Origin of the sequence: Vreelandella stevensii S18214 (genome assembly GCF_000275725.1) — a bacterium.
Lineage (GTDB): Bacteria > Pseudomonadota > Gammaproteobacteria > Pseudomonadales > Halomonadaceae > Vreelandella > Vreelandella stevensii.
This window is the reverse complement of the sequence record NZ_AJTS01000041.1, coordinates 41,230-63,047: the sequence shown is the minus strand read 5'-3', so window position 1 is coordinate 63,047 and position 21,818 is coordinate 41,230. Positions and strand designations below refer to the sequence as shown.

Genomic DNA, 21,818 nt, shown 5'->3' with positions numbered 1-21,818 from the left:
CCACAGGCGGGTTCTTCCTACCCCCTGTGGATATTTTTTGCCTTGAAAAGCCACCTCCCGATCAAACGCCCTCGGCTCACTAAGGAGCCTTCAGTGCAATAAAGAGCCCTCAGCCGAGTAAAGAACGCAGCCCCGCAATGGCATCCTTGCCCCGAGCCTGCTTCTTGTCGGGGTCTTCCTTGTCGGCGCGGCCCTCCCACTCCAGGTCGTCGGCGGGCAGCTCGTCCAGAAAGCGGCTAGGCTGGCAGTCCATCAGTTCGCCATATGCCTTGCGCTGGCGCGCCAGGGTCAGGGTCAGCGTCCGCCGGGCGCGGGTAATGCCCACGTAGGCCAGACGGCGCTCCTCCTCCACGGTGCCCATCTCGATGGCGTTACGGTGGGGCAGCAGATCCTCTTCCCAGCCCATCAGATAAACGTGGGGAAACTCCAGCCCCTTGGAGGCGTGCATGGTGAGCAGCTGCACGCGATCCGAGTCATCCTCTTCGGCCTGCTGCTCCAGGATGTCGCGCAACACCAGTCGCGAGATAGCGGCCTCGACGCTGTCGGTTTCCGTCTCGGTGCTGGCGGTACTCTCTTCCGGGTCGCGGTTCAGCGACTTTTCCAGCTGGTCGATCAAAATCCATACGTTGGCCATGCGGCGCTCGGCAATGGTCGGGGCGCTGGCGTTCTGGTACAGCCACGCCTCGTAATCCATATCTCTCAGCATGTCGCGTATCGCGGCAATGGCATCGCCCTGGTCCATCCGTTTGCGCACGCCATCGATGAAGTGCGTAAAGCGCGACAGCCGCTCCACGGCGCGGGTGGGCAGCATTTGCTCCAGGCCCAGCTCGTGGCAGGCGGAAAACAGCGAAATGGAGCGCTCGGTGGCGTAGTTGGCGAGCTTTTCCAGCGTACCGGGGCCAATTTCACGCCGAGGCACGTTGACGATGCGCAAAAAGGCGTTGTCATCGGCGGGGTTGATCAAAAGCCGCAGGTACGCCATGGCGTCCTTGATCTCGTTACGCGAGAAAAACGACGTGCCGCCGGAGAGCTTGTACGGAATCTGGTAGTGCTGCAGCTTCAGCTCCAGCAGCCGCGCCTGAAAGTTGCCTCGGTAAAGCACCGCAAAATCGCGCCACTCGGCTTTTTCCTTGATGCGCCGAGTGAGCATCTCGCTGGCCACTCGCTCGGCTTCCGCCTCCTCATGGCGGTTCACCACCACGCGAATCGGCGCACCGTCACCCATCTCCGACCACAGGGTTTTGTCGTAGACGTGGGGGTTGTTGGCAATCAGCGTGTTGGCGGCGCGCAGTATCGTGCCGGTAGAGCGGTAGTTCTGCTCCAGCTTGATGACCTTCAAGCGCGGGAAATCCTCCCCCAGGGTGACCAGATTTTCCGGCCGAGCGCCCCGCCAGGCGTAAATCGACTGGTCGTCGTCGCCGACCACGGTAAAGGTGGCGCGTTCGGCCATCAGCAGCTTCACCAGCAGGTACTGGGAAACGTTGGTGTCCTGGTACTCATCCACCAGCATGTAGTGGATTTTGCGCCGCCAGCGGGCCAGTGCTTCCGGGTCACGCTGCAAGAGCACCACGGGCAGCAGAATCAGGTCGTCGAAATCCACCGCGTTGTAGGCTTTCAGGTGGCGAACGTAGGCTTCGTACACCCGTGCCGCGAAATGCTCGTCGTCATCGGCAGCAAACGAAAGCGCATCCCCGGGCAGCACCAGGTCGTTCTTCCACTGGGAAATCTTCGCCTGAACGGCGTTGATCTGCTCGGCGTCCACCTGAGCGTCCTTGTTCATCAAGTCCCGCAGCAACGCCTTGGCGTCTTCCGGGTCGAACAGCGAAAACCCCGGCTTGTAGCCTAACGTCTTCAGCTCGCCGCGAATGATGTTGAGCCCCAAGTTGTGGAAGGTCGAGACCGTCAGCCCGTGGCCCTCCTTGCCCTTCAGCATCTGGCCCACCCGCTCTTTCATCTCTCGGGCGGCCTTGTTGGTAAAGGTCACCGCGGCGATCCGGCGGGCGCTCATGCCGCACTCTTGCACCAGGTAGGCAATCTTGGTGGTGATCACGCTGGTCTTGCCCGACCCCGCGCCCGCCAGCACCAGGCAGGGGCCGTCGATGTAGCGCACCGCTTCCTGCTGGCGTGGATTGAGCCCTTTGATACGTTCAAGAATCGTCTTTGGCGGTTGGGGCATCATGGCGAAGGGTGACCTCTACAAGTGTTTCCGAGTGATTTCCATTACAATCAGCCGCGCTGACAACGGCACCATAGACCAATCATGGCAGGTAGTGATGTTTGAAGTAGCGCTCTTCGAGCCACGTATGGCTCCCAATACGGGCAATATTATGCGCCTGGTGGCGAACAACGGATGCCGCCTGCATCTCATCGAACCGCTGGGCTTCGATCTCGAAGAGAAAAAGCTGCGGCGTGCGGGGCTCGATTACCGTGACCTGGCCAACGTCACCCGTCACGCTGATTTCGCGGCGTTCTACACGGCCATGCAGGGGCGCACTCTCTGGGCGATTACCACCAAAGGCACCCGCGCCTACAGCGATGCCGACTTCAAGCCGGGGGATGTGCTGTTGTTCGGCTCGGAAACCGCCGGGCTCTCCCCCGAGGTGCACGCCATGCTGCCCGCAGAGCAAAAACTGCGCATTCCCATGCAGCCCAACAACCGCAGCCTGAACCTCTCCAACGCCGTGGCGGTGGTCAGTTACGAAGCGTGGCGCCAACAAGACTACGCTGGCGCACTGCCCGTGGGCGACGCAACCTAACCGGCAATACCGTAGCGGTCGCGGTACGCACGCACGGCCTCGGCGTGGCTGCTGAGGTCGCTACCTGACTGCTCTTCCAGGTATGTGAGCACTTGCTCAAGCGACACGATGCTGACCACCGGCATGCCATACTGGGACTGCACTTCCTGGATGGCGCTCTGCTCGCCCTGGCCACGCTCCTGGCGGTCCAGAGCAATGATCACGCCCCCCGCCCGAGCGCCGCTCTGCTCGATCAGGGTCATGACTTCGCGGATGGCCGTGCCCGCCGTGATCACGTCATCGATGATCAAGATATCGCCCGCCAGCTCAGCCCCCACGATGTTACCGCCTTCACCATGGGTCTTGGCTTCTTTGCGATTGAAGGCGTAGGGCATGTCACGGTCGTGGTGGTCGGCCAGGGCCGCCGCGGTGACCGCCGCCAGGGGAATGCCCTTGTAGGCAGGGCCGAACAGCACATCGGCCTGCAGGCCGCTATCGACAATCGCCTGGGCATAGAAACGCCCCAGCTTGGCCAGCGCTCGGCCCGTCTGGAACAGGCCCGCGTTGAAAAAGTAAGGGCTTACTCGCCCCGACTTCAGCGTGAACTCGCCAAACTTGAGCACGCCCTGCTCAATAGCGAAGGCAATGAAATCGCGTTGGTAGGGTTGTAGAGTGGTGGCCACGGCGGTGTTCTCTTGTCGGTAGGTGTGGTCGATAGGAATGTAAGTCAAACGCAACAATAAAACGGGGCTAAATAGCAAGAATTGGTTTGTCTATTTACCCAAACGTCTAAACGTCGGGTATCATACAGCAGCGACGCAAAAGGGACGATTTATGAAAATTGCCAGCATCAATGTCAATGGTATTCGTGATGCCGTCGACCGTGGCTTCCTGGACTGGCTGGCTCAGCAGGATGCCGACGTGGTCTGCGTGCAGAACATCAAGGCAAAAAGTTTTGAACTGGGTGATCATATTCTCTATCCGGAAGGCTACGAAGGCTATTTCCTGGATGCCGAGGAGGATGGTTTCGCCGGTGTGGCGCTCTATTGCCGCAAAATCCCCAAGGCCATCATGTACGGCTTGGGGTTTCCTCAGTGCGATCACGAAGGGCGCTTTCTGCAGGCGGACTATGACCGTTTCAGCATTGCCACTTTCCTGATGCCCGACGGAAGTGACCAGAAAGCCAAGCAGGCGTTCATGGAGCAGTACCAGGAGTACCTGACGAAGATGTCGCGCAAGCGCCGCGAATACATCATCTGCGGTACCTGGCACATTGCCCACAAAACCGTCGACCTGGCCAACTGGTCGGACAATCAGCTCACCTCCGGCTTCCGCCCGGAAGAGCGTGCCTGGATGGACCAGGTGCTGGGCCCAACCGGTTTCATCGACACCTTCCGCGAGATCAATCGCGATGCTGGCGAATACACCTGGTGGCCCAAGCTGGACCAGGAAGTACCCCGGGACCGCCAGGAAGGCTGGCGGATCGACTACCAGCTGGTCGGTCCCAACTTCCGGCGCCATGTGGTAGACGCGTGGATTGATTACGATGCGACCTTCTCCGAGTTCGCACCGCTGATCGTTGAGTATGATTTAGCGCTCTAAGCGTTAGCTACTTCCCGCGTCGCATCGGCAACAGGCCAGCTTACCGCTGGCCTGTTGCGTTTCAGGCCCGCCTAGCCGCGAATGCCCAGCGCTTCACGCTGCTTCTCGCGCAGCTCTTCACCGGCTTTCTCGGCCAGGTCCAGCATGGCGTTCAGTTCCTGGCGGTTAAACGCGCCCGCTTCAGCGGTGCCCTGCACTTCGATCAGCTCGGCGTTTTCGGTCATCACCACGTTCAGGTCGGTATCGGCCTTGCTGTCTTCCGGGTAGTCCAGGTCCAGCACCGGCACGCCCTTGTAAATACCCACGGAAATGGCGCTGACCAGCTGCTTGAAGGGGTCGCCCTTGATTTTCTTTTCCCGCTGCAGGTAGCGAATGGCGTCCACCAGCGCCACGCAGCCACCGGTAATCGCCGCCGTGCGCGTGCCGCCATCGGCCTGGATTACATCGCAATCCACGGTAATGGTGAACTCACCCAGCTTCTTCAAATTCACCGCCGCGCGCAGGCTACGGCCAATCAGCCGCTGAATCTCCAGCGTGCGACCACCCTGCTTGCCCTGGGTGGCTTCGCGGTTGCTGCGGGAGTGCGTGGCGCGGGGCAGCATGCCGTACTCCGCCGTAATCCAGCCCTGATTTTTGCCACGCAGCCAGCGCGGTACGCCCGCTTCCACGCTGGCGTTGCACAGCACCTTGGTCTCGCCAAACTCCACCAGCACAGAGCCTTCGGCATGGCGCGTGAAGTCGCGGGTCAAACGAATCTCACGCAGCTGGTTGGCCTCGCGACCGCTGGGGCGAACTACATCAGGACGCATAGCACCTCACATCATCATTACGTTGAAAAGGCCTACCATTGTACACGTCAACGCCACCCGGCATGGGGCTATTCAGGCCAGCCCCATTCAAGGCACCCCGCCCCGACAAGATCAGGTAGACTGACCAAAACGCGACCCACAGGAGCCCCCATGGCCAGCCCCCGCCACGTTCACAGCATGACCGCCTTCGCCCGCGCCGAGCAGGCCGCCCCTTTTGGCACCCTGCAGGTCGAGATACGTTCGGTGAACCAGCGCTACCTGGAGCCGCATTTTCGTTTGCACGAAAGCCTGCGTGACCTGGAGCCGCTGCTGCGCGAAGCGCTGCGTACCCGCCTGGCGCGTGGCAAGGTGGAGTGCAGCGTGCGTTTCGAGAGCGCCGACACCGCCCAGGCACCGGCGGTGAACATCGCGCGCCTGCAAGAGATTGCCGACGCCCTGGCGGCCATTCAGCAGCAGGTGCCCAGCGCCGTACCGCCCACCACTCTGGCGCTGCTCAACCAGCCCGGCGTGATGGAAACCCAGCACTTGGACCAGGACGCCATCAAGGCCGCCGCCAAAGCGCTGTTCGACCAGGCGCTGAATGAACTGATCGACGCCCGCGCCCGAGAAGGCGAAAAGCTGGCCGAGATGATCACCACCCGCCTGGACGCCGTCAGTGAGCAAGTGGCCACCGTACGCAGCCTGCTGCCGCAAATTCTGGAACGCCAGCGGGCCCAACTGCTGGAGCGCCTGGAAAGCGCCAAGACCGAACTCGACCCCCAGCGCCTGGAAGCCGAGCTGGTACTGGTGGCCCAAAAAGCCGACGTGGACGAAGAGCTCGACCGCCTCACCGCACATATCGACGAAGTGCGCCACCAGCTCGCCCAAAAAGGCCCCAAAGGCCGCCGCCTGGACTTCCTGATGCAGGAGCTCAACCGCGAAGCGAATACGCTGTCATCGAAATCCGTGGTGGCAGAGACCACCCGCTGCGCGGTAGAGCTGAAGGTGCTGATCGAGCAGATGCGGGAGCAGATACAGAATATTGAGTGATGCCTATGGTCGTTTTTTTAATTCTATAAGATACTGTTTTATATATTTTTTAATAAAATTCTTGTCCATGCTCGTCCACCGAAATCCCGCTTAATCCACCGCCAAGTGGGTAGTAAAGTGGGTAGTAAAATGCCATGCTATCCACCAGTTGGGCGTATTTCTGAGGTTTTACTACCCAATATTAATATAAGTGTCTGAAATATAAATAAATATATGGTTTTAGGCGTGGCGGAGGGGGAGGAAAGAGCGATGGGGAGTTTTACTGCCAAGAAAATTCAATCATTGATCAGAGAAGCCAAGCCTGGGCGCTACGGTGATGGCAACGGTTTGTACTTGATGATTCCGAAGTCAGGAGCGGCCTATTGGATGTGCCGCTACACCTTCGCAGGTAAGCGTCGCGGTATGACACTGGGTAAATGCTCTGAACTCTCCTTGCTCGAAGCTCGTGAGCAAGTGGTTGAGACTCAGAAAGCCATTCGTAGCGGTACAGACCCTCTTGTAGAGCGCGTACGTGAAGAAAAAATAACCATTAGCACGGTGCAGGATCTGTTTGACGATTGGTATCAGGAGCTCGATAAGCGACTCAAGCATCCCAACATCCCTAAACGCGTCTTTGAAAAGGATATTGCTCCTGCCATCGGTTCGCTAACGCTGGCTAGCGTTACCCCTATGGATGTGCGTACCATTATCCCGCCTTATTCACGAGGGCGCTGATTGAGCGGTCTGAAGGTACTGGCTGTTGGCATTGCTCATCAGGATTCGCCTTTTCAGCGCGAGTGGCTGTTGAGTAATGCCTGAACGCAGCCCTTTTCCTACTTACTTATAGCTCTTTGGAATCAATGGTGGCCGTCCAAGCAGCCGTGATCGCCGACCGCCGCTCCGGTCGCTCGCTTTCTGATGCTGTGGTGGTCTCGCAGGAGCGTCAGCTCAGTGCGGTCAGCTTCGGTAGCCCCTTCAGCAGCGTCGGCCACCACTTGTCGGCGGCGGCACCCAGATGAACGGTGATTCGCCGAGCGTGCAGCCTCAGCGTGGCGGCGACCTTGAGCACCTGCTCGCGCATCCGACTCAGACTCCAGCCTTGTCGGGTTTGCCGCTCCAGGAGGCAGCGCAGGCCATGCAGGACCTGGTAGGCGTAGAGGCTGAGCAGCAGGCTCACCTCGTTGCGCGCCATCACGTTCTGAACGGTGGAGGCGCCGCGATCGGTCGACGAGAGGTGCACGTCGAGCGCCGACTTCACTTCGCCCATGTGCGCCTCGGCGCTGCCGCGCTTGCGATAGAGTGCCAGGACCTTCTCTGGCGGCCAGTCGAACTTGCTGAGGTTGGTGACCAGGAAGAAGGCATGCAGCAGCAGGTCATCGGGGCGTTCCTGCACCACCAGCACTACGCGCCGCGGTGCCGACCAGGAGCCGGCTTGGTACTCCAGATCGTGGCACCACTCGCGAGGCTGCTCGGGTGGCCGGCCGGGTGGCCGCTTCAGGAGCGGTGCTGCCAGCTTCTGTAGACCGGTGTGACTGCGCAACCGGCCCAGGTATTCGATCTCCCGATCCTCCAGGGCCTCCAGCGTCGCGTTATCGGTAAAACCGGCGTCGATGCGCACACGAACCTGTGCCCCGGTGCTCTCGTTGAGTCGTCGTACCAGATGCGGGATCCAGGTGTCGGCGTTCTCTGCCGGGCCGGCGTTGCCCTCGCGCAGCAGGCCGCCCACCATGTCGCCGGTCTCCGCCAACGATGCGACCAGCGGCGAGTAGATGCGGGCCCCGTAAAGGCCATGATAGGCCGACCCGCCCTGATGGCCATGCACCTCGATCGGCAGGCCATCGATGTCCAGCGTCAGCTGTTTGGGGCGCTCGCCGTTCTTCAGCGAGGTCAGGCGCCAGACCACCAGTCGCAGCAGGCCTTCGTGCACGGCATCGATGTTGTCGTCTCGGCCGAGGCAGGTCAGCAGCCGCGACAGCGTGGCTTGAGACGGCCTGTCCTGCGCCAATGGCGTCGTCCCGCGTGCATCGCTGCAGGCCAACTGCCAAAGCGGGTCACGGCGCAGCGTGTCGGTATCGCTGAGATCGATCCAGCCCATCGCACGCTGCAGCACCAGGGTACGCAACTGGCTGGCCAGCGAATGAAGGATGCGCAGCGGGTGGCGTCGATCGACCAGATTGTCTTCCAGCGCCTCAATCACGCCGCTGTTGTCGAGGGCCTCACGCAACAGCAGAGCGCCGCTGTCGCTGGTGGTGCGCTGGCCGCTCAGCTCAACACGGACAGAGCCGTTGCATGAGGGCGTCCAGGTGGATAGGCTTTCACCCATGGCGAGTGGTCCTCTTGAATCGTGTTCTGGCAGGAATATCCTGATTCTACAAGAGAAAACCACTCGCCATCTTCGTTTTCAGGTCGGCCTCATGAATAAGCCGGGATTATCAGAAGGGTAACTAACAGCGGTCGCCCAACCGTTGCAAATGACGCTTTGATGTACTTAAAACAGCTATTTAACCATGGCATCAAGCTAGGGTTTTTGACCTATAACCCTGCGTCTGCTTTCAACGTCAACGATGCGGGCGGGGTCGAGAAAAGCCGTGATAGAGCACTTAGCGTTGAGGAGCTCAGGTTTGCCTTTGAGGTTTTCAGAGAAAATCGCACTAGCTTTACGCGTGACAACTATCTCGCATGCGCACTGCTTGTTGTGCTTGGAGTGCGTAAAACAGAGCTCACTGAAGCCACGTGGTCAGAATTTGACTTGAACAATGCAAAATGGAACTTACCCGGAGAGCGCAGCAAATCGGGTGTGGGAATGGCGATTCCTTTGCCACCACAGGCAGTCGAGTGGTTAGAGGAGCTTCACATCCGTGCTTGTGGTTCACCTTACGTATTTCCTAGCCGTCGTAGCAGTAAGCAGCCCCATATGGGCAAGGATACACTCAATCGCGCCATTGCTAAGCTATTTGGTAAAGAACCAGGCAAGAAGCAGCAACCTGAAAATAGAATGGGTGATTTACCCGAGTTTACGGTGCATGACCTTAGGCGCACTTGCCGCAGTCTGTTGGCTGAGACCGGCGTACCTAGCCATGTGGCTGAGCGTTGCTTGAATCACAAGCTGAAAGGCGTTGAAGGCGTCTATGATCGGTATGATTATTATGAGGAACGAAAGCGTGCTTTGATAAAAGTAGCAAATTTATTTAATTCTGTAATGTTACCAAGTTCCTGCACACCCTGCGCTGCTAATGCTGGGTGTGCTCTGTTAAATCATACTAAGTAGAAAAACTTTATTTTTAGTTTGATGTAAGTGTTGATTGTAACGCTATTGCTGGATTTCAGCTTGCCAACTTAAAATTTTTAATAATGATTGAATCCATGTCTACTACTTTTTTCTAAGGCTTTTTCAAGTATCGTAGAGTTTACGGATCCGTCACGAGACTGCATGATAGAGATTTTAGTTGCCAGCTCTGTAATACGCTCTCTGACTGAGTGAAAATAAATAGCGCGTACACTGAAGTCTTTAACTGGATCTCCTGCATTCTTCAGTACTTCAAGGTAACAGCGGTGATTTATTTCGTTCATCAACTCATCGATCAAACTATCCACGTCACTTTGATGTATATATTGTTGTGCTACATCTAAAAACGAATCGCTTAAATTGCTGGTTTCTTTAGCTATAAAATTCTTTTTTCCCAGCGCCTCGTTAATAAGGTCGCTGAGTGTTTGTGCTTGAGACTGTTTACGCTTTTTCGCTAAAAGCTTTAGTTGCTTTATTTTTTTCTCTGGGATTTGAAGAGAGACTGGGTTGCCATTCTTCTTACGGTATTGGTACGTATTCCAGGCTCCTTTCATTTGCCTGCTGGCTTCTCGATATTCAGCTTCATCAGGAAGCTTCTTCAAGCTTTTAGCCATCTCAACATAACCGTACTCAGCAGGCGGTTTTACCGAAATGAACGCCGTAGAACCTTTGAAAATCTTACGCGCCAAGTAACTAGCTATCCACTCCAGCTGAGCAGGATCACGAGTTACGATCCAATCGAAAGGTTGAGTCATGAACAATTTCCACTAGTGAATTAGATATATCTAATTTTTTTTGAGTCGGCTGTCACATGTCAAATACATTGTACACATGCAATGTACGGTTTCAATGGTTAATTACAATGTAATAGAACAACGTAAAAAAGTGAATTGTTAAAAGTCCGTGAAATCGGATTTTTATTTTTTGTAGAATGCCGTAAGCTGCATGCTATGCACACATCCATTCTGACCTACAAGAACGCTCGCCTAACGCCCGAAGAACGATGGCTACTGATGCAGTGGGCGTCTGTGATAGGCGCTGACCAGAGCTTTGATGGCACTTTGAAGGATCTCTTCATGAGCCTAGGCATGACGTATGCGCAAGGCCGTCGAGCCTGGGGTTGTCTCATAAAAAAACACGGAGAAAGGCAAAACCAGTTTATTGAGATTGAGCGGCTACCTATTAAAGGACCAGGTCGGCCAGCGGTACGTTATCGTTTATCAGCAAAGTTTGTGAAAGAACTACAGAAGTATCCGTTGTCTTCTACGCACCACGTAGAAGAAATAGCCACACTTACCAAAACGACCCTACTATCTGCTGAAAATAAAAATAAGGATCTGGTAAGAGATGGACGTCGCCGCCGTTCAAGGTTGACCTTGCCTAACCGGTGGCTATTAATGGTGTTGCTAGCTCATGCTGATACGCCAGGTGTAATAACCAGCCTTGGAATATCAACAATACGTCACCTCACTGGGATGTCACGCTCCCGCATAGATAGGCAACTGAAGAAATTGGTTGATTTAGGTATCGTTGCTCACCATGAGCCAGGGCGATACTCACACCAAGCTAAAAAACGCAAAACCTCTATTTATCTGCTTGATTTAGCCCACCCCTCATTTGGAAAACACACAAGAACGCCCATTACAATTGTGTCGCCGCCTTCAAGCACCAAACCCGAGGTAACGGAATCAACAAAAGGTGAAATAAAAAGAACGGAGTTAGTCGGTGGAATAGTGGATGCAGTGATGACTGCAGGGGTATGCAGCTTGCAAATCGAAGCATTGTTGAAGGAGTACAATGCCAACAAGGGTTCTGATAGTACCGTGTCAGACGATACTAAGGATGAATCAAAACGAGAGCATGATCCTTATCGCGAGGCTAAAAAATATCAAGAGAGATACAACGAAATCAAAATGGTTTTTGACCTGGCGCTATCAATGCTGCCAAGCACACGTTATCTAGAAGGTGGCGTTGAAGAACTGCTTAAGCGCTACGATGTGGAGGATGCAAACTGGTTACTTACCAGTGTTCATATCGATACTTGTCGTCTGCTAACTTCCTCCTGGAATGAATTGAAAGAAGGTTGTTCCGGGCCTGAACAGCCACAACATGACGTTATAGTGGCGACTGCTCGTCGTTTAGGCATAACGCCTGAATATGTGATCGAAACGAAACCTGAGCAGGAGTCAGAATGGGCGTCTGAAAAAGCAGACAACTATACAAAGGCCTTGGACGATAAGCCTCCCACAGTAGAACCAATAACAGAACAATTCTCTTATCACCCCTTGGCGCTACTGTTTTATGCCCTGTCACATCACCTAGCCAAACAGCTTCAGCGTGACATCATCCGTAATGGACACGGAGACGACGAAGCAATGACCTACATGCTTGTGCCTGTTTTTCCCAATTCACCTAACGGCTCGACCTTACCCGCGTTTCAACTACGTAGCTATGGCCTGCGTTCCGAAGATGCCGGTAAAGAGCCAACGACCACTATATCCCGCAGCCCTGTCAGCGAGGATCTAAAAACCTATTGGCAAACACATCATCAGGATTGCCTTTCAGCTATCAATGATGAGTCAGATGATGCCACAGAGTCTGACGCTCAAGAGCCTAGCGACGCATAACCACCAGTCGCCAAAGCCACTCTCCAATTAAAAAATACTCACCTGCCTCATCTCATGAACGAATAACAGGAGTTCGTCATGAGCAATCGATTAATCCGCATCAAAGACGTCATGGATCGTACTGGGCTGGCTAGATCGACGGTCTACAAGTACATCAGCCTTGGGCAGTTCCCTCAGCCCATCAAGCTGGGCACTCGGGCTGTTGCCTGGGTCGAGCGTGAAGTGGAAGCCTGGATCTGCGAAAGCATCGAGCGCAGGAATGAAGCAGTGCTGAAGTAACTCAATCTTTCCTCATTTAATTGAAGAGTGATTATTCGCTGACGGCGACTCACTCCCACCAGCAACCATCAGTACCTATCGGTCACTACCCATTCCCAAGAACCTTGTTTAATTATTATTAGTTAAATCAAATATTTAAATCAAAGGGTAATGGGAGGGGCATCAAGCCCCGTCCCTGAGTAGCGAGCGTAAAGGTAGCCATCCACACGTATCCGTCTCAATGAATCCAGCCTCCGCTGGAGGCTTCGTCGTGCCTGACATACATGCTCATGCCTCCGAAGGCATGGGTCGATCTCACTATCGAGGTAATTAAAATGCTTCAACGACACCCATCAAACGCTAATTTGTGCTTGAACGCTGCTCCTACCTTCAACGGGCTTGCTCTCCAAGTGAAACATCTCCCAATGGCCGATGAATACCTTCAGGCCCTTTACATTACAATGCACAAGGCTCTCGCTGACTACCCTCGCGTGCTAGCCTTCAGGGTCGATCCTGTCATTCCCACAACGATAAGCGACCGGATGAGGCCGGAGGATCACAAAGGCCTTATCGCAAGGTTCATCGCTTCCTTTAAAGCGATTATCAAACATGATCGTGAGAGTAAACGCCAAGCTGGCTGGGTGCCTGACACTAAGGTGCGCTACGTATGGTGCCGGGAGGTTGGCCTTAACGGCAAGCCGCACTATCACTTCTTCTTCCTACTGAATCGTGACGCGTATCACATGCCAGGTAAGGCAGGCTCTCAAAACGAGAACCTTATCAGCCGGGTGTCACGTGCTTGGTACAGCGCGCTGGGAATCACTTGGAACCCTCAAGAGCCATGGGTACACGTCCCTGATAACCCTTACTACTGGATCGACCGAGGTGACCTAACTAGCTTTGAGCAGGCTTTCACACGTGCCTCTTATCTCTGTAAAACGAATACAAAGCAGTACGGGCTAGGTGTACGAGCGTTTGGTACTAGCCGCCAATAAGGGACATTGTCTATCGATCCACAAGCTCACTAAACCTATCCAGGCAATGGATACGGTCAGTGGAGTATCGCTTTGCCCTCATGCCCCCACACCGCTAAACTCGGCTCACTCTTTTGTGGGGGCTAGGTATCCACCATGCCGACGATTACTGCCATATATGGAATCATCGATGAGCTACACCGTTACGCTGCAACAGCTGGAAACTCCAGTAGCACATGAATTTACGACCAAGAGATTATGAGTGCAACAAAATAAACTTTGGTATCGCGCCTGCAATGCGGAAACCAAGAATTATCAATACGTTATCTTTTCCAGGGATTACATTACTCACATGTCTTTCATCCTGTTAGCAGCCAGATGACAACCAGGCGGCGACCATATATCTGTGATATTGGCCTACCCTAAGAACATGAAGGACAACATAACACTTGCTGAAAAGGCCGCATTGAAAACACTGACCCACCAATTAAAGGAGGAAGTTTCTGGATGAGCATTTTTGACGAACTCCAAACATCGCTGCAGGAAGCCGTTGAGATTAATGGGTAAGCGGATTAAATGGTTGATCTTACCTTTGCATGAGAGTGAGACAGACCGGCATCTCATCGGATTATCTGGTTGATGCTTCACCTACTGCTGGTGCATGTTTCCTTCGCTAATTCCAGCAAGAACCCCACACGCCTCAACTTCCCGGTCATCGTTGCAACTCGCTCTCAGTGAAACGAGTTGTTTCTCAAGCGCTTGCAGAGCGGTTATCTGCGACCGCACATGAGAGATGTGATCATCGAGCAAGGCGTTGACGGCGGTACAAGGCTGATGAGGGTCGTCCTGATAGCTCTGTAGTTCGTGAATCTCAGCCAGTGACAGGCCCAGGATTCTGCAGCGACGGATGAAGGCCAGCCCCTCACCATGCTTCTCGGTATAGACACGGTAACCGTTGTCCTGCCGATCAGGCGGCGGCAACAAGCCCTGCTGTTCATAGAAGCGGATCGTCTGTGTTTCGACCCCTACCAACTGCGCCAACTGACCAATGCGCATCAGCCTCCTCCCCAACGGATTCTTTACTCTATTGACCTTATAGTAGCTTTATAGTTTTAAATGGTACCACAACATTGTTCAAGTGGAGTCGTATCATGAGCAAATCCTGTGGTGGCGCCTGTGGCGGTGATGCAACGTCCGCAGCGGATACCGATATACAGGCCTCCTCCGAAGCGCCGGGGAGATGGGTCAGCGTTTATGCCGTGCCGAAGATGGACTGTCCGTCAGAAGAGCGCATGATTCGCCTGGCCCTGAGCGGCTTTGAGGAGATTCGAGCGCTGTCCTTCGACTTGTCGAACCGCCGGCTGAAGGTCGTGCATGACGGCGAGGTCGAGCCCGTCACCTCGAAACTGAAGACCTTGGGGCTAGGCGCCTCGCTTCAGGAAACCGTTGCTGCAAATCCGGAGACCATCAAGGCCGCCGAGTTTTCGGCAGCTTCTGCTAAGCAAGAATCCAGGACCCTGCGCTGGCTGCTTGGCATCAATGCAGTCCTGTTCGTGGTGGAAATGACTGCCGGCCTGATCGCCCAGTCCACCGCCCTGATTGGAGAATCCCTGGACAATTTTGCCGATGCGGCAGTGTATGGGCTTGCCCTTTATGCAGTCGGACATAGCGTAAAGAAGCAGGTGCGTGCCGCGCACCTTGCTGGTGTACTGCAACTGATCTTGGCTGTGGGCGTGCTCGTAGAGGTGGTGAGACGCTTTGTATTCGGTAGTGAGCCAGAATCGATGGTGATGATGGTTATCGCATTCGTCGCATTGATTGCCAATACCGCCTGTCTGCTGATGGTATCCAAACATCGAGGGGGCGGAGCTCATATGAAGGCTAGCTGGATATTTTCGGCCAACGACGTGGTGATCAACCTGGGGGTCATCATCGCCGGCGCCCTGGTCGCGTGGACCGGGTCCAATTATCCGGATCTGATTATCGGCACCATCGCGGGGGTCATTGTACTTAACGGTGCCAGACGCATTCTGGCGTTGAAGGGTTAAATAATGCTCATTATTGGCAAAAAGCTCTCGCCGTATGCCCTATTGTCCATATCGGGCCTGCTGGCAGCGTCTGATCAGGCTGTAAAGTGGCTGGTGCAGCAATCAATGGCCTATGGCGAGTCTATTTCAGTGACCTCATTCTTTAACTGGGTACACGTATGGAATACCGGTGCCGCATTCAGTCTTTTTGCGAATGGTGGAGGCTGGCAGCGCTACTTTTTTATCGGAATCGCGGTAGTGGTCTCGATTTTTCTGATCAAGCTGATCCTTGAAAATCGTCATAAAGGAGAAGCCATCGCTTACAGTCTTATCCTCGGTGGCGCCATGGGCAACCTGATTGACCGGGTCTTTCGCGGCTATGTTGTGGATTCCTTTGATTTCTATTGGCGAGACTGGCATTGGCCGGCCTTCAACCTGGCTGATATTGCAATTGTCCTCGGTGCCTTACTTTTCGTTTCCAGCAGCTTGTTGGGTAAAAAAGCAAACACCAATGCCGAGCCGGATGGATCTGACTGACACCTACGCCATACAATTCCGCGCCTTCCGGGGTGAAGGCGGCATCGAGCGGAATTTCTTTGCAGCATACGCAGCAGGTGGTGCAACTGGCAGTGTTCGGGGCGTTTGCGTTCATGGTGGTACTCCTCCAGATTGGTAGCGAAGCTCAAAGCTGCCCACTCTCGGCTGGCTGGGAAGCGGTCATGATCTTCCCTTGAAGGCCCGCAGCAGCCGCGTCACAGACAGGACAAACAAGCCGGTCAGCGTGAGGGCTGCAATACCCCAGTGCTCCCCGATGAACGCGCCGGCCGTCGTGCCGGCTAGCACAATGGCGAGAATCGGCAAATGGCAGGGACAGGTGAGCACGGCCAGCGCGCCCCACAAGTAGCCGGTGATCGGTTTGTGCGTCTCAGACGGCAAGTGCTCTGGGCTGTTCATGGCAGACTCTCCGCGTGCTGTGCCGGTTCGGTTGGCATGGCGGCCAGTTGCATTTCGAGGCTGGCCAGGGCCTCGCGCCGACGCTCGACGAGTTGCCGCAACACGGCAAGCTGCGCAGACGCACCGTCACCGTCCGCAGCATCCAGCGCCCGGCACAGCCGCGCCAGTGCGTCCAGGCCGATACCCGCTTCGAAGGCAGCCCGTACAAAGCGCAGCCGTTGCAACGCGGTGTCATCGAACAAGCCGTAGCCGCCCGTGGTGTACGCGACCGGCCGTAGCAATCCGCGCAGCAGGTAGTCGCGCACGATATGCACGCTCACCCCGGCATCAAGGGCCAGCCGGGACACTGTGTAGGCGCTCATTGAACACCTCCTTTTCCTCATCCGGCGCAGCACGAAAGCTGCTTCACGTCCTTGCTGAAGGTCTGCGCCGCGAGCTTCAGCCCTTCGACCATGGTCAGGTAGGGGAACAATTGGTCGGCCAGTTCCTGCACGGTCATACGGTTGCGAATGGCGAGCACCGCCGTCTGGATCAGTTCACCCGCTTCCGGGGCCACCGCTTGCACGCCGATGAGCCGTCCGCTACCTTCCTCGATGACCAGCTTGATGAAGCCGCGTGTGTCGAAGTTGGCAAGCGCACGCGGCACGTTGTCCAAGGTCAAGGTGCGACTGTCGGTCTCGATCCCGTCGTGATGTGCTTCCGCCTCGCTGTAGCCCACGGTGGCGACCTGCGGGTCGGTGAACACCACGGCCGGCATTGCGGTCAGGTCCAGGGCCGCATCGCCGCCAGTCATGTTGATCGCAGCACGGGTGCCGGCCGCTGCCGCCACATAGACGAACTGAGGCTGGTCGGTGCAGTCGCCAGCCGCATAAATGTGTGGCGTACTGGTGCGCATGCCCTTGTCGATGACGATGGCCCCCTGCGCATTGGCAGCGACTCCCGCCGCTTCCAATGCCAGGCTGCGCGTGTTCGGTGCCCTGCCAGTGGCGACCAGCAGCTGGTCGGCGCGTATTTCACCGTACCCGGTGGTCAGCACGAATTCGCCGTCCACATGCGCGACCTGGCTGGCTTGCGTGTGTTCCAATACCTTGATCCCTTCGGCACGGAACGCGGCTGTAACGGCCTCGCCGATGGCCGGGTCTTCGCGGAAGAACAGCGTGCTGCGTGCCAGGATCGTCACTTTGCTGCCCAGCCGGGCAAAGGCTTGCGCCAGTTCCAGCGCCACCACAGACGAGCCGATCACGGCCAGGCGCTCGGGAATGGTGTCGCTGACCAGGGCCTCGGTGGAAGTCCAGTAGGGTGACTCTTTCAGGCCCGGAATCGGCGGCACGGCCGGGCTGGCACCCGTGGCGACCAGGCAGCGGTCGAACGCCACCACACGCTCGCCGCCATCGTTTAAACGGACGGCAAGGCTCTGGTCGTCCTTGAAACGCGCTTCACCATGCAGCACGGTGATGGCCGGGTTGCTGTCCAGGATGCCTTCGTACTTGGCGTGGCGCAGCTCATCGACGCGCGCCTGCTGCTGGGCCAGTAGTTTGCTGCGATCAATCGCAGGCACAGTCGCCGCGATGCCACTGTCGAATGGGCTTTCACGGCGCAAATGGGCGATATGGGCAGCGCGGATCATGATCTTGGACGGCACGCAGCCGACATTGACGCAAGTACCGCCGATGGTGCCGCGCTCGATCAGCGTGACGTTCGCACCTTGCTCGACGGCCTTCAGCGCCGCCGCCATCGCGGCTCCGCCGCTGCCAATAACGGCGACGTGCAGTCCGTCCCCATCACCACCAGCCTTGTCGCCACCGCCCAGCCATCCCAGCGCCTTGCCAAGCAGTCTGCCCCGCGCTGAAGTGGATGGGGCATCGGCGGGTGTGGCCTTGTAGCCGAGGCCGGCCACAGCGGCGGTCAGCGCCTCTGGCGAGGTGCCGGGATCGGTGGCGAGTTGCGCGGAGCCTTTCGGGTAGGACACGAGCGCCGACAGCACGCCCGGCACTTTCTCCAGGGCGTCCTTGACATGTGTCGCGCACGAGTCGCAGGTCATTCCGGTGATATTCAAATACATTGCATCGTTCCTTTTCGTTTCGGCAACTGCCAATGCAGTTAGCCGTGTTTGGGTGGTAGTTCGCAGCGGCGGTTGGCCGGTGAGAGCAGATCCCAGATCGACACCCCGATCATCAAGGCCAGACCGACATAGAGGAGGTTCGCCGTCCACCAATTGCCAAAAAACAAGAGCATGGCCGCCAGCACGATGGCTGGGCCGACCATCCCGAGCAGGCTGCGGTACCATTGCCGATGACTCAGCCAGCCCAGTGCATTCGCCAGCAAAGCCACGACTGCGAACAGCGGCAGCAGCTTGGAGATAAACAACCCTTCGTATTCCTGTAGAAAGCCAAGGCCGATGGCCGCGCCCAGGCTGGCGATAGCCGGGAAACAGGCAGCGCATCCCATCGCGGAAACAACGCTGCCAAGCGCGCCAGCCTTGTCGGCAATGCGTGTAATCAGTCCCATGATCGCCCCAGGTTCGGGTTCAGTGGCTCACTGCTTGACGCTGGACGGAAAGCCCGCATCGCCAGTGGCCTTGATCAACTCATGCACACTGGTCTTGGCATCATCGAAGGTGACAACCGCTTCGCGTGGTTCGAAGGTAACGTCAACTTTATCAACGCCTTCAATCCTGGAAATCGCCTTCTTGACGATGATCGGGCAGGTGGGGCAGGTCATGCCCGGTACGGACAGCGTGACGGTCTGGGTGGCGGCCCACACGGGGGCAACAACGGCAGCGAGGGCGAGGGCGGCAAACAGTTTTTTCATGATGAACTCCTGTGATTAATAGAAAAATGGCATGACGTAGGGAAATCCGAGCGCGACCAGGACCAGCGCGGCCACGATCCAGAAAATGAGCTTGTAAGTAGCTCGCACTTGGGGAATCGCGCAGACCTCACCCGGTTTGCAGGCTTGCGCCGGGCGGTAGATGCGCCGCCAGGCGAAAAACAGCGCGACCAGCGCTGCGCCGATGAAGATCGGGCGATAGGGTTCCAGCACCGTCAGGTTGCCGATCCATGCCCCGCTGAACCCCAAGGCGATCAAAACCAGCGGCCCCAGGCAGCAGGCCGACGCAAGAATGGCGGCCAGCCCACCGGCGAAGAGCGCGCCGCGCCCGTTTTGTGGTTCAGACATACGCTTGTCCTTTCAAATTTGGTTTGGATAGCTTAAGCTTACTTCCGTAGTTATGTACGGAGTCAAGCGATATGCAAATTAATTTTGAGAATCTGACCATTGGCGTTTTTGCCAAGGCGGCCGGGGTCAATGTGGAGACCATCCGGTTCTACCAGCGCAAGGGCCTGCTGCCGGAGCCAGACAAGCCCTATGGCAGCATTCGCCGCTATGGCGAGGCGGATGTAACACGAGTGCGGTTCGTGAAATCGGCCCAGCGGCTGGGCTTTAGCCTGGACGAAATCGCCGAGCTACTGCGGCTGGAGGATGGCACCCATTGCGAGGAAGCCAGCGGCCTGGCCGAGCACAAGCTCAAGGATGTGCGCGAGAAGATGGCCGACTTGGCACGCATGGAGGCCGTGCTGTCTGAACTGGTGTGCGCCTGCCATGCGCGGAAAGGGAACGTTTCCTGCCCGCTGATTGCGTCACTGCAAGACGGAACGAAGCTCGCTGCATCGGCGCGGGGGAGTCACGGGGTGACTACGCCTTAGCGTGCTTTATTTTCCGAATTCTGAGACGACCCCAAAAAGCAAACACCAATGCCGAGCCGGATGGATCTGACTGACACCTACGCCTATACAACACCATGACCGAACTTCCCGACAACATCCTTCACCTCCGCAATACCAAGTACTGGGCTGCAAATCAACCGACGACGAAATGCACTTCCAGGTGGACGTGCCCGATCCCATCGCCTGCGAGGAATGCGGCGTGCAGGGTGAGTTCGTACGGTTCGGCAAGCGTGACGTTCCCTATCGTGATCTGCCCATCCACGGCAAGCGGGTCACTCTCTGGGTGGTCCGCCGCCGATACACCTGCCGGGCCTGCAAGACAACATTCAGGCCCCAGCTACCGGAGATGGTAGACGGATTCCGTATGACACTGCGGCTGCATGAGTACGTGGAGAAGGAATCCTTCAACCACCCCTACACCTTTGTGGCGGCACAGACCGGCCTGGACGAGAAGACGGTGCGCGACATCTTCAACGCCCGCGCCGAGTTCCTGGGGCGCTGGCACCGCTTCGAGACGCCCCGCATCCTGGGCATTGACGAGCTATACCTGAACAAGCGCTACCGCTGCATTCTGACCAACATTGAGGAGCGAACCCTGCTCGACCTGCTGGCCACCCGCCGCCAGGACGTGGTGACCAACTACCTGATGAAGCTGAAAGACCGGCAGAAGGTCGAGATCGTCAGCATGGACATGTGGAACCCCTACCGGGCAGCGGTCAAGGCTGTGCTGCCCCAGGCCCGTATCGTGGTCGATAAGTTCCATGTGGTGCGCATGGCCAACGATGCCCTAGAGAGAGTGCGCAAGGGCCTCAGAAAGGAGCTGAAACCGTCCCAGAGCCGGACTCTCAAGGGAGACCGGAAAATCCGGCTGAAACGCGCTCACGAAGTCTCAGACCGGGAGCGCCTCATCATGGAGACCTGGACAGGCGCGTTCCCGCAACTGCTGGCCGCCTACGAGCACAAGGAGCGCTTCTACGGCATCTGGGACGCCACCACACGGCTCCAGGCAGAAGCCGCCCTGGACGAGTGGATAGCCACCATCCCGAAGGGCCAAAAGGAAGTCTGGAGCGATCTGGTCAGGGCAGTGGGAAACTGGCGCGAAGAGACCATGACCTACTTCGAGACGGACATGCCCGTCACCAACGCTTACACGGAGTCCATCAACCGACTGGCCAAGGACAAGAACCGTGAAGGGCGCGGTTACTCCTTCGAGGTGATGCGGGCACGAATGCTCTACACCACGAAGCACAAGAAGAAGGCACCGACTGCGAAGGTCTCTCCTTTCTACAAGAAAACCATCGGTTACGGACTGCCGGACTTCGCAGAGGAACTCAACTACGGAGTCGATCTATCAACCATCTGAGGGTGGTATCAGATTGATGGGGTGAAGGTGCCCCATCAACCATTAAATCCGTATACCCAGATTAATCAGGGCAACACTGAGGCTAGCCGCACAGCACGCCATGAAGTAGCCGATGTAAAAGCCATTCGTACCAAGCTCAATGTTTCTCAGGCGGAATTTGCCAGCGCAATGGGAACCAGCGTGGATACGATCAAAAGCTGGGAAGGCAAACGTAATAATCCTACGGGGCTAGCCGCTAAGGTACTGGCGACGATTCGGAATAACCCAGACTTTTTCAATGAAATTGCTTCACACTAACACCTACTTTCCTGACATAAGAATAATGGTAATTTGACGTGAGTGTGAAAAGCGCATTCTTAGACGCGCACTCCCGGAAAAATTGCGCCATCACCTGAAGCCCTTGAATCCGCATGCGAATGCAATGGCCTTGTTCAGCCAGCTACATACTAC

At 56.5% G+C, this 21,818-nt stretch carries 25 protein-coding genes and 1 pseudogene; 13 read left to right on the top strand and 13 right to left on the bottom strand.

From position 1 onward, the window contains the following. Positions 1–109 precede the first annotated feature (109 nt). The gene (gene rep, locus HSS18214_RS0112140) at positions 110–2,179 is read right to left on the bottom strand and encodes a DNA helicase Rep (RefSeq protein WP_016915562.1); all 2,070 of its coding nucleotides are present in this window, start codon (positions 2,177–2,179) and stop codon (positions 110–112) included. A 94-nt stretch (positions 2,180–2,273) separates the two neighbouring features. Here rep and HSS18214_RS0112135 point away from each other — a divergent pair, with 94 nt between their 5' ends. Then, complete coding sequence (locus tag HSS18214_RS0112135) at positions 2,274–2,756, top strand: tRNA (cytidine(34)-2'-O)-methyltransferase (RefSeq protein WP_016915561.1); 483 nt, start codon at positions 2,274–2,276, stop codon at positions 2,754–2,756. On the opposite strand, the gene pyrE is transcribed toward HSS18214_RS0112135, so the two are convergent. Further along, on the bottom strand, positions 2,753–3,418 hold the full coding sequence (gene pyrE, locus HSS18214_RS0112130) for an orotate phosphoribosyltransferase (protein ID WP_016915560.1): 666 nt from the start codon (positions 3,416–3,418) through the stop codon (positions 2,753–2,755). The genes HSS18214_RS0112135 and pyrE overlap by 4 nt on opposite strands. 151 nt (positions 3,419–3,569) lie before the next feature. Here pyrE and HSS18214_RS0112125 point away from each other — a divergent pair, with 151 nt between their 5' ends. Next, on the top strand, positions 3,570–4,337 hold the full coding sequence (locus tag HSS18214_RS0112125) for an exodeoxyribonuclease III (RefSeq protein WP_016915559.1): 768 nt from the start codon (positions 3,570–3,572) through the stop codon (positions 4,335–4,337). 71 nt (positions 4,338–4,408) lie between these two features. Here the strand turns inward: HSS18214_RS0112125 and rph are convergent, their stop codons facing one another. Further along, a complete protein-coding gene (rph, locus tag HSS18214_RS0112120; protein ID WP_016915558.1) occupies positions 4,409–5,146 on the bottom strand; it encodes a ribonuclease PH in 738 nt (245 codons plus the stop codon). 150 nt (positions 5,147–5,296) lie between these two features. Here rph and HSS18214_RS0112115 point away from each other — a divergent pair, with 150 nt between their 5' ends. Further along, positions 5,297–6,175: a YicC/YloC family endoribonuclease gene (locus HSS18214_RS0112115; RefSeq protein WP_016915557.1), complete on the top strand. Its 879-nt coding sequence runs from the start codon at positions 5,297–5,299 to the stop codon at positions 6,173–6,175. 249 nt (positions 6,176–6,424) lie between these two features. Next, positions 6,425–6,889 (top strand): integrase arm-type DNA-binding domain-containing protein, encoded by a 465-nt coding sequence (locus tag HSS18214_RS0112110; RefSeq protein WP_016915556.1) that lies wholly within the window; start codon positions 6,425–6,427, stop codon positions 6,887–6,889. 208 nt (positions 6,890–7,097) lie between these two features. On the opposite strand, the gene HSS18214_RS0112100 is transcribed toward HSS18214_RS0112110, so the two are convergent. After that, complete coding sequence (locus tag HSS18214_RS0112100; RefSeq protein ID WP_083844143.1) at positions 7,098–8,516, bottom strand: IS1380-like element ISPsp9 family transposase; 1,419 nt, start codon at positions 8,514–8,516, stop codon at positions 7,098–7,100. Between the two features lie 120 nt (positions 8,517–8,636). Here HSS18214_RS0112100 and HSS18214_RS18865 point away from each other — a divergent pair, with 120 nt between their 5' ends. Next, the gene (locus tag HSS18214_RS18865; RefSeq protein ID WP_083844209.1) at positions 8,637–9,422 is read left to right on the top strand and encodes a tyrosine-type recombinase/integrase; all 786 of its coding nucleotides are present in this window, start codon (positions 8,637–8,639) and stop codon (positions 9,420–9,422) included. 77 nt (positions 9,423–9,499) lie between these two features. Here the strand turns inward: HSS18214_RS18865 and HSS18214_RS0112095 are convergent, their stop codons facing one another. Continuing rightward, entirely contained in the window at positions 9,500–10,195 is a 696-nt protein-coding gene (locus HSS18214_RS0112095) for a hypothetical protein (RefSeq protein ID WP_016915555.1), read from the bottom strand. 333 nt (positions 10,196–10,528) lie between these two features. Here HSS18214_RS0112095 and HSS18214_RS19125 point away from each other — a divergent pair, with 333 nt between their 5' ends. The 3 genes from HSS18214_RS19125 to HSS18214_RS19785 all read left to right on the top strand — a co-directional run bounded on the left by HSS18214_RS19125 (position 10,529) and on the right by HSS18214_RS19785 (position 13,320). After that, entirely contained in the window at positions 10,529–12,067 is a 1,539-nt protein-coding gene (locus HSS18214_RS19125) for a helix-turn-helix domain-containing protein (protein WP_156808517.1), read from the top strand. Positions 12,068–12,145: 78 nt separating this feature from the next. Next, entirely contained in the window at positions 12,146–12,346 is a 201-nt protein-coding gene (locus HSS18214_RS0112085; protein ID WP_016915553.1) for a helix-turn-helix transcriptional regulator, read from the top strand. Between the two features lie 263 nt (positions 12,347–12,609). Further along, the gene (locus HSS18214_RS19785) at positions 12,610–13,320 is read left to right on the top strand and encodes an inovirus Gp2 family protein (RefSeq protein ID WP_016915552.1); all 711 of its coding nucleotides are present in this window, start codon (positions 12,610–12,612) and stop codon (positions 13,318–13,320) included. Positions 13,321–13,947: 627 nt separating this feature from the next. Here the strand turns inward: HSS18214_RS19785 and cadR are convergent. Beyond that, positions 13,948–14,355, bottom strand: coding sequence for a Cd(II)/Pb(II)-responsive transcriptional regulator (cadR, locus tag HSS18214_RS0112075; protein WP_004364961.1), 408 nt, complete (start codon positions 14,353–14,355; stop codon positions 13,948–13,950). 95 nt (positions 14,356–14,450) lie between these two features. Between cadR and HSS18214_RS0112070 the strand changes: the two genes are divergently transcribed. Together HSS18214_RS0112070 and lspA are read left to right on the top strand one after the other, a co-directional pair. Further along, on the top strand, positions 14,451–15,347 hold the full coding sequence (locus HSS18214_RS0112070; protein ID WP_016915551.1) for a cation efflux transmembrane domain-containing protein: 897 nt from the start codon (positions 14,451–14,453) through the stop codon (positions 15,345–15,347). Positions 15,348–15,350: 3 nt separating this feature from the next. Beyond that, complete coding sequence (lspA, locus tag HSS18214_RS0112065; protein ID WP_016915550.1) at positions 15,351–15,863, top strand: signal peptidase II; 513 nt, start codon at positions 15,351–15,353, stop codon at positions 15,861–15,863. Here lspA and HSS18214_RS19825 read toward each other — a convergent pair. The 7 genes from HSS18214_RS19825 to HSS18214_RS0112035 form a co-directional block, all read right to left on the bottom strand. Continuing rightward, entirely contained in the window at positions 15,757–15,978 is a 222-nt protein-coding gene (locus tag HSS18214_RS19825; protein WP_083844212.1) for a DUF3330 domain-containing protein, read from the bottom strand. The two genes, lspA and HSS18214_RS19825, sit on opposite strands and share 107 nt — an antisense overlap. A 65-nt stretch (positions 15,979–16,043) precedes the next feature. After that, a complete protein-coding gene (gene merE, locus HSS18214_RS0112060) occupies positions 16,044–16,280 on the bottom strand; it encodes a broad-spectrum mercury transporter MerE (RefSeq protein WP_001087807.1) in 237 nt (78 codons plus the stop codon). After that, complete coding sequence (gene merD / locus HSS18214_RS0112055; RefSeq protein ID WP_001277466.1) at positions 16,277–16,642, bottom strand: mercury resistance co-regulator MerD; 366 nt, start codon at positions 16,640–16,642, stop codon at positions 16,277–16,279. The genes merE and merD overlap by 4 nt, the downstream gene beginning before the upstream one ends. 17 nt (positions 16,643–16,659) lie before the next feature. Next, a complete protein-coding gene (merA, locus tag HSS18214_RS0112050) occupies positions 16,660–18,342 on the bottom strand; it encodes a mercury(II) reductase (RefSeq protein WP_003055149.1) in 1,683 nt (560 codons plus the stop codon). A gap of 38 nt (positions 18,343–18,380) precedes the next feature. Continuing rightward, positions 18,381–18,788, bottom strand: a complete 408-nt coding sequence (merC, locus tag HSS18214_RS0112045; protein ID WP_000522993.1) for an organomercurial transporter MerC — start codon at positions 18,786–18,788, stop codon at positions 18,381–18,383. A 27-nt stretch (positions 18,789–18,815) separates the two neighbouring features. Continuing rightward, positions 18,816–19,091 (bottom strand): mercury resistance system periplasmic binding protein MerP, encoded by a 276-nt coding sequence (gene merP, locus HSS18214_RS0112040; RefSeq protein ID WP_016915549.1) that lies wholly within the window; start codon positions 19,089–19,091, stop codon positions 18,816–18,818. A gap of 15 nt (positions 19,092–19,106) precedes the next feature. Further along, positions 19,107–19,457: a mercuric transport protein MerT gene (locus HSS18214_RS0112035; RefSeq protein WP_001294660.1), complete on the bottom strand. Its 351-nt coding sequence runs from the start codon at positions 19,455–19,457 to the stop codon at positions 19,107–19,109. 71 nt (positions 19,458–19,528) lie between these two features. Between HSS18214_RS0112035 and merR the strand changes: the two genes are divergently transcribed. The 3 genes and pseudogenes from merR to nadS all read left to right on the top strand — a co-directional run bounded on the left by merR (position 19,529) and on the right by nadS (position 21,665). Beyond that, positions 19,529–19,984, top strand: coding sequence for a mercury resistance transcriptional regulator MerR (gene merR, locus HSS18214_RS0112030; protein WP_001166628.1), 456 nt, complete (start codon positions 19,529–19,531; stop codon positions 19,982–19,984). 95 nt (positions 19,985–20,079) lie between these two features. Continuing rightward, positions 20,080–21,368 (top strand): annotated as a pseudogene (locus tag HSS18214_RS0112020) (ISL3-like element ISPpu12 family transposase). Positions 21,369–21,395: 27 nt separating this feature from the next. After that, positions 21,396–21,665, top strand: coding sequence for a NadS family protein (gene nadS, locus HSS18214_RS18845; protein ID WP_083844211.1), 270 nt, complete (start codon positions 21,396–21,398; stop codon positions 21,663–21,665). Positions 21,666–21,818 lie beyond the last annotated feature (153 nt).

What these genes read in the sequence shown, in the direction of transcription:
- HSS18214_RS0112110 (WP_016915556.1), top strand. Translation starts at nt 6,425, where the DNA reads ATGGGGAGTTTTACTGCCAAGAAAATTCAATCATTGATCAGAGAAGCC.
- HSS18214_RS0112125 (WP_016915559.1), top strand. Translation starts at nt 3,570, where the DNA reads ATGAAAATTGCCAGCATCAATGTCAATGGTATTCGTGATGCCGTCGAC.
- HSS18214_RS0112095 (WP_016915555.1), bottom strand. Translation starts at nt 10,195, where the DNA reads ATGACTCAACCTTTCGATTGGATCGTAACTCGTGATCCTGCTCAGCTG.
- HSS18214_RS19125 (WP_156808517.1), top strand. Translation starts at nt 10,529, where the DNA reads ATGACGTATGCGCAAGGCCGTCGAGCCTGGGGTTGTCTCATAAAAAAA.
- merA (WP_003055149.1), bottom strand. Translation starts at nt 18,342, where the DNA reads ATGTATTTGAATATCACCGGAATGACCTGCGACTCGTGCGCGACACAT.
- merE (WP_001087807.1), bottom strand. Translation starts at nt 16,280, where the DNA reads ATGAACAGCCCAGAGCACTTGCCGTCTGAGACGCACAAACCGATCACC.
- cadR (WP_004364961.1), bottom strand. Translation starts at nt 14,355, where the DNA reads ATGCGCATTGGTCAGTTGGCGCAGTTGGTAGGGGTCGAAACACAGACG.
- HSS18214_RS0112115 (WP_016915557.1), top strand. Translation starts at nt 5,297, where the DNA reads ATGGCCAGCCCCCGCCACGTTCACAGCATGACCGCCTTCGCCCGCGCC.
- HSS18214_RS0112085 (WP_016915553.1), top strand. Translation starts at nt 12,146, where the DNA reads ATGAGCAATCGATTAATCCGCATCAAAGACGTCATGGATCGTACTGGG.
- rph (WP_016915558.1), bottom strand. Translation starts at nt 5,146, where the DNA reads ATGCGTCCTGATGTAGTTCGCCCCAGCGGTCGCGAGGCCAACCAGCTG.
- rep (WP_016915562.1), bottom strand. Translation starts at nt 2,179, where the DNA reads ATGATGCCCCAACCGCCAAAGACGATTCTTGAACGTATCAAAGGGCTC.
- HSS18214_RS19825 (WP_083844212.1), bottom strand. Translation starts at nt 15,978, where the DNA reads ATGAACGCAAACGCCCCGAACACTGCCAGTTGCACCACCTGCTGCGTA.
- merD (WP_001277466.1), bottom strand. Translation starts at nt 16,642, where the DNA reads ATGAGCGCCTACACAGTGTCCCGGCTGGCCCTTGATGCCGGGGTGAGC.
- merR (WP_001166628.1), top strand. Translation starts at nt 19,529, where the DNA reads ATGCAAATTAATTTTGAGAATCTGACCATTGGCGTTTTTGCCAAGGCG.
- HSS18214_RS18865 (WP_083844209.1), top strand. Translation starts at nt 8,637, where the DNA reads ATGTACTTAAAACAGCTATTTAACCATGGCATCAAGCTAGGGTTTTTG.
- HSS18214_RS0112035 (WP_001294660.1), bottom strand. Translation starts at nt 19,457, where the DNA reads ATGTCTGAACCACAAAACGGGCGCGGCGCGCTCTTCGCCGGTGGGCTG.
- lspA (WP_016915550.1), top strand. Translation starts at nt 15,351, where the DNA reads ATGCTCATTATTGGCAAAAAGCTCTCGCCGTATGCCCTATTGTCCATA.
- HSS18214_RS0112135 (WP_016915561.1), top strand. Translation starts at nt 2,274, where the DNA reads ATGTTTGAAGTAGCGCTCTTCGAGCCACGTATGGCTCCCAATACGGGC.
- merP (WP_016915549.1), bottom strand. Translation starts at nt 19,091, where the DNA reads ATGAAAAAACTGTTTGCCGCCCTCGCCCTCGCTGCCGTTGTTGCCCCC.
- HSS18214_RS0112070 (WP_016915551.1), top strand. Translation starts at nt 14,451, where the DNA reads ATGAGCAAATCCTGTGGTGGCGCCTGTGGCGGTGATGCAACGTCCGCA.
- HSS18214_RS19785 (WP_016915552.1), top strand. Translation starts at nt 12,610, where the DNA reads ATGCTCATGCCTCCGAAGGCATGGGTCGATCTCACTATCGAGGTAATT.
- merC (WP_000522993.1), bottom strand. Translation starts at nt 18,788, where the DNA reads ATGGGACTGATTACACGCATTGCCGACAAGGCTGGCGCGCTTGGCAGC.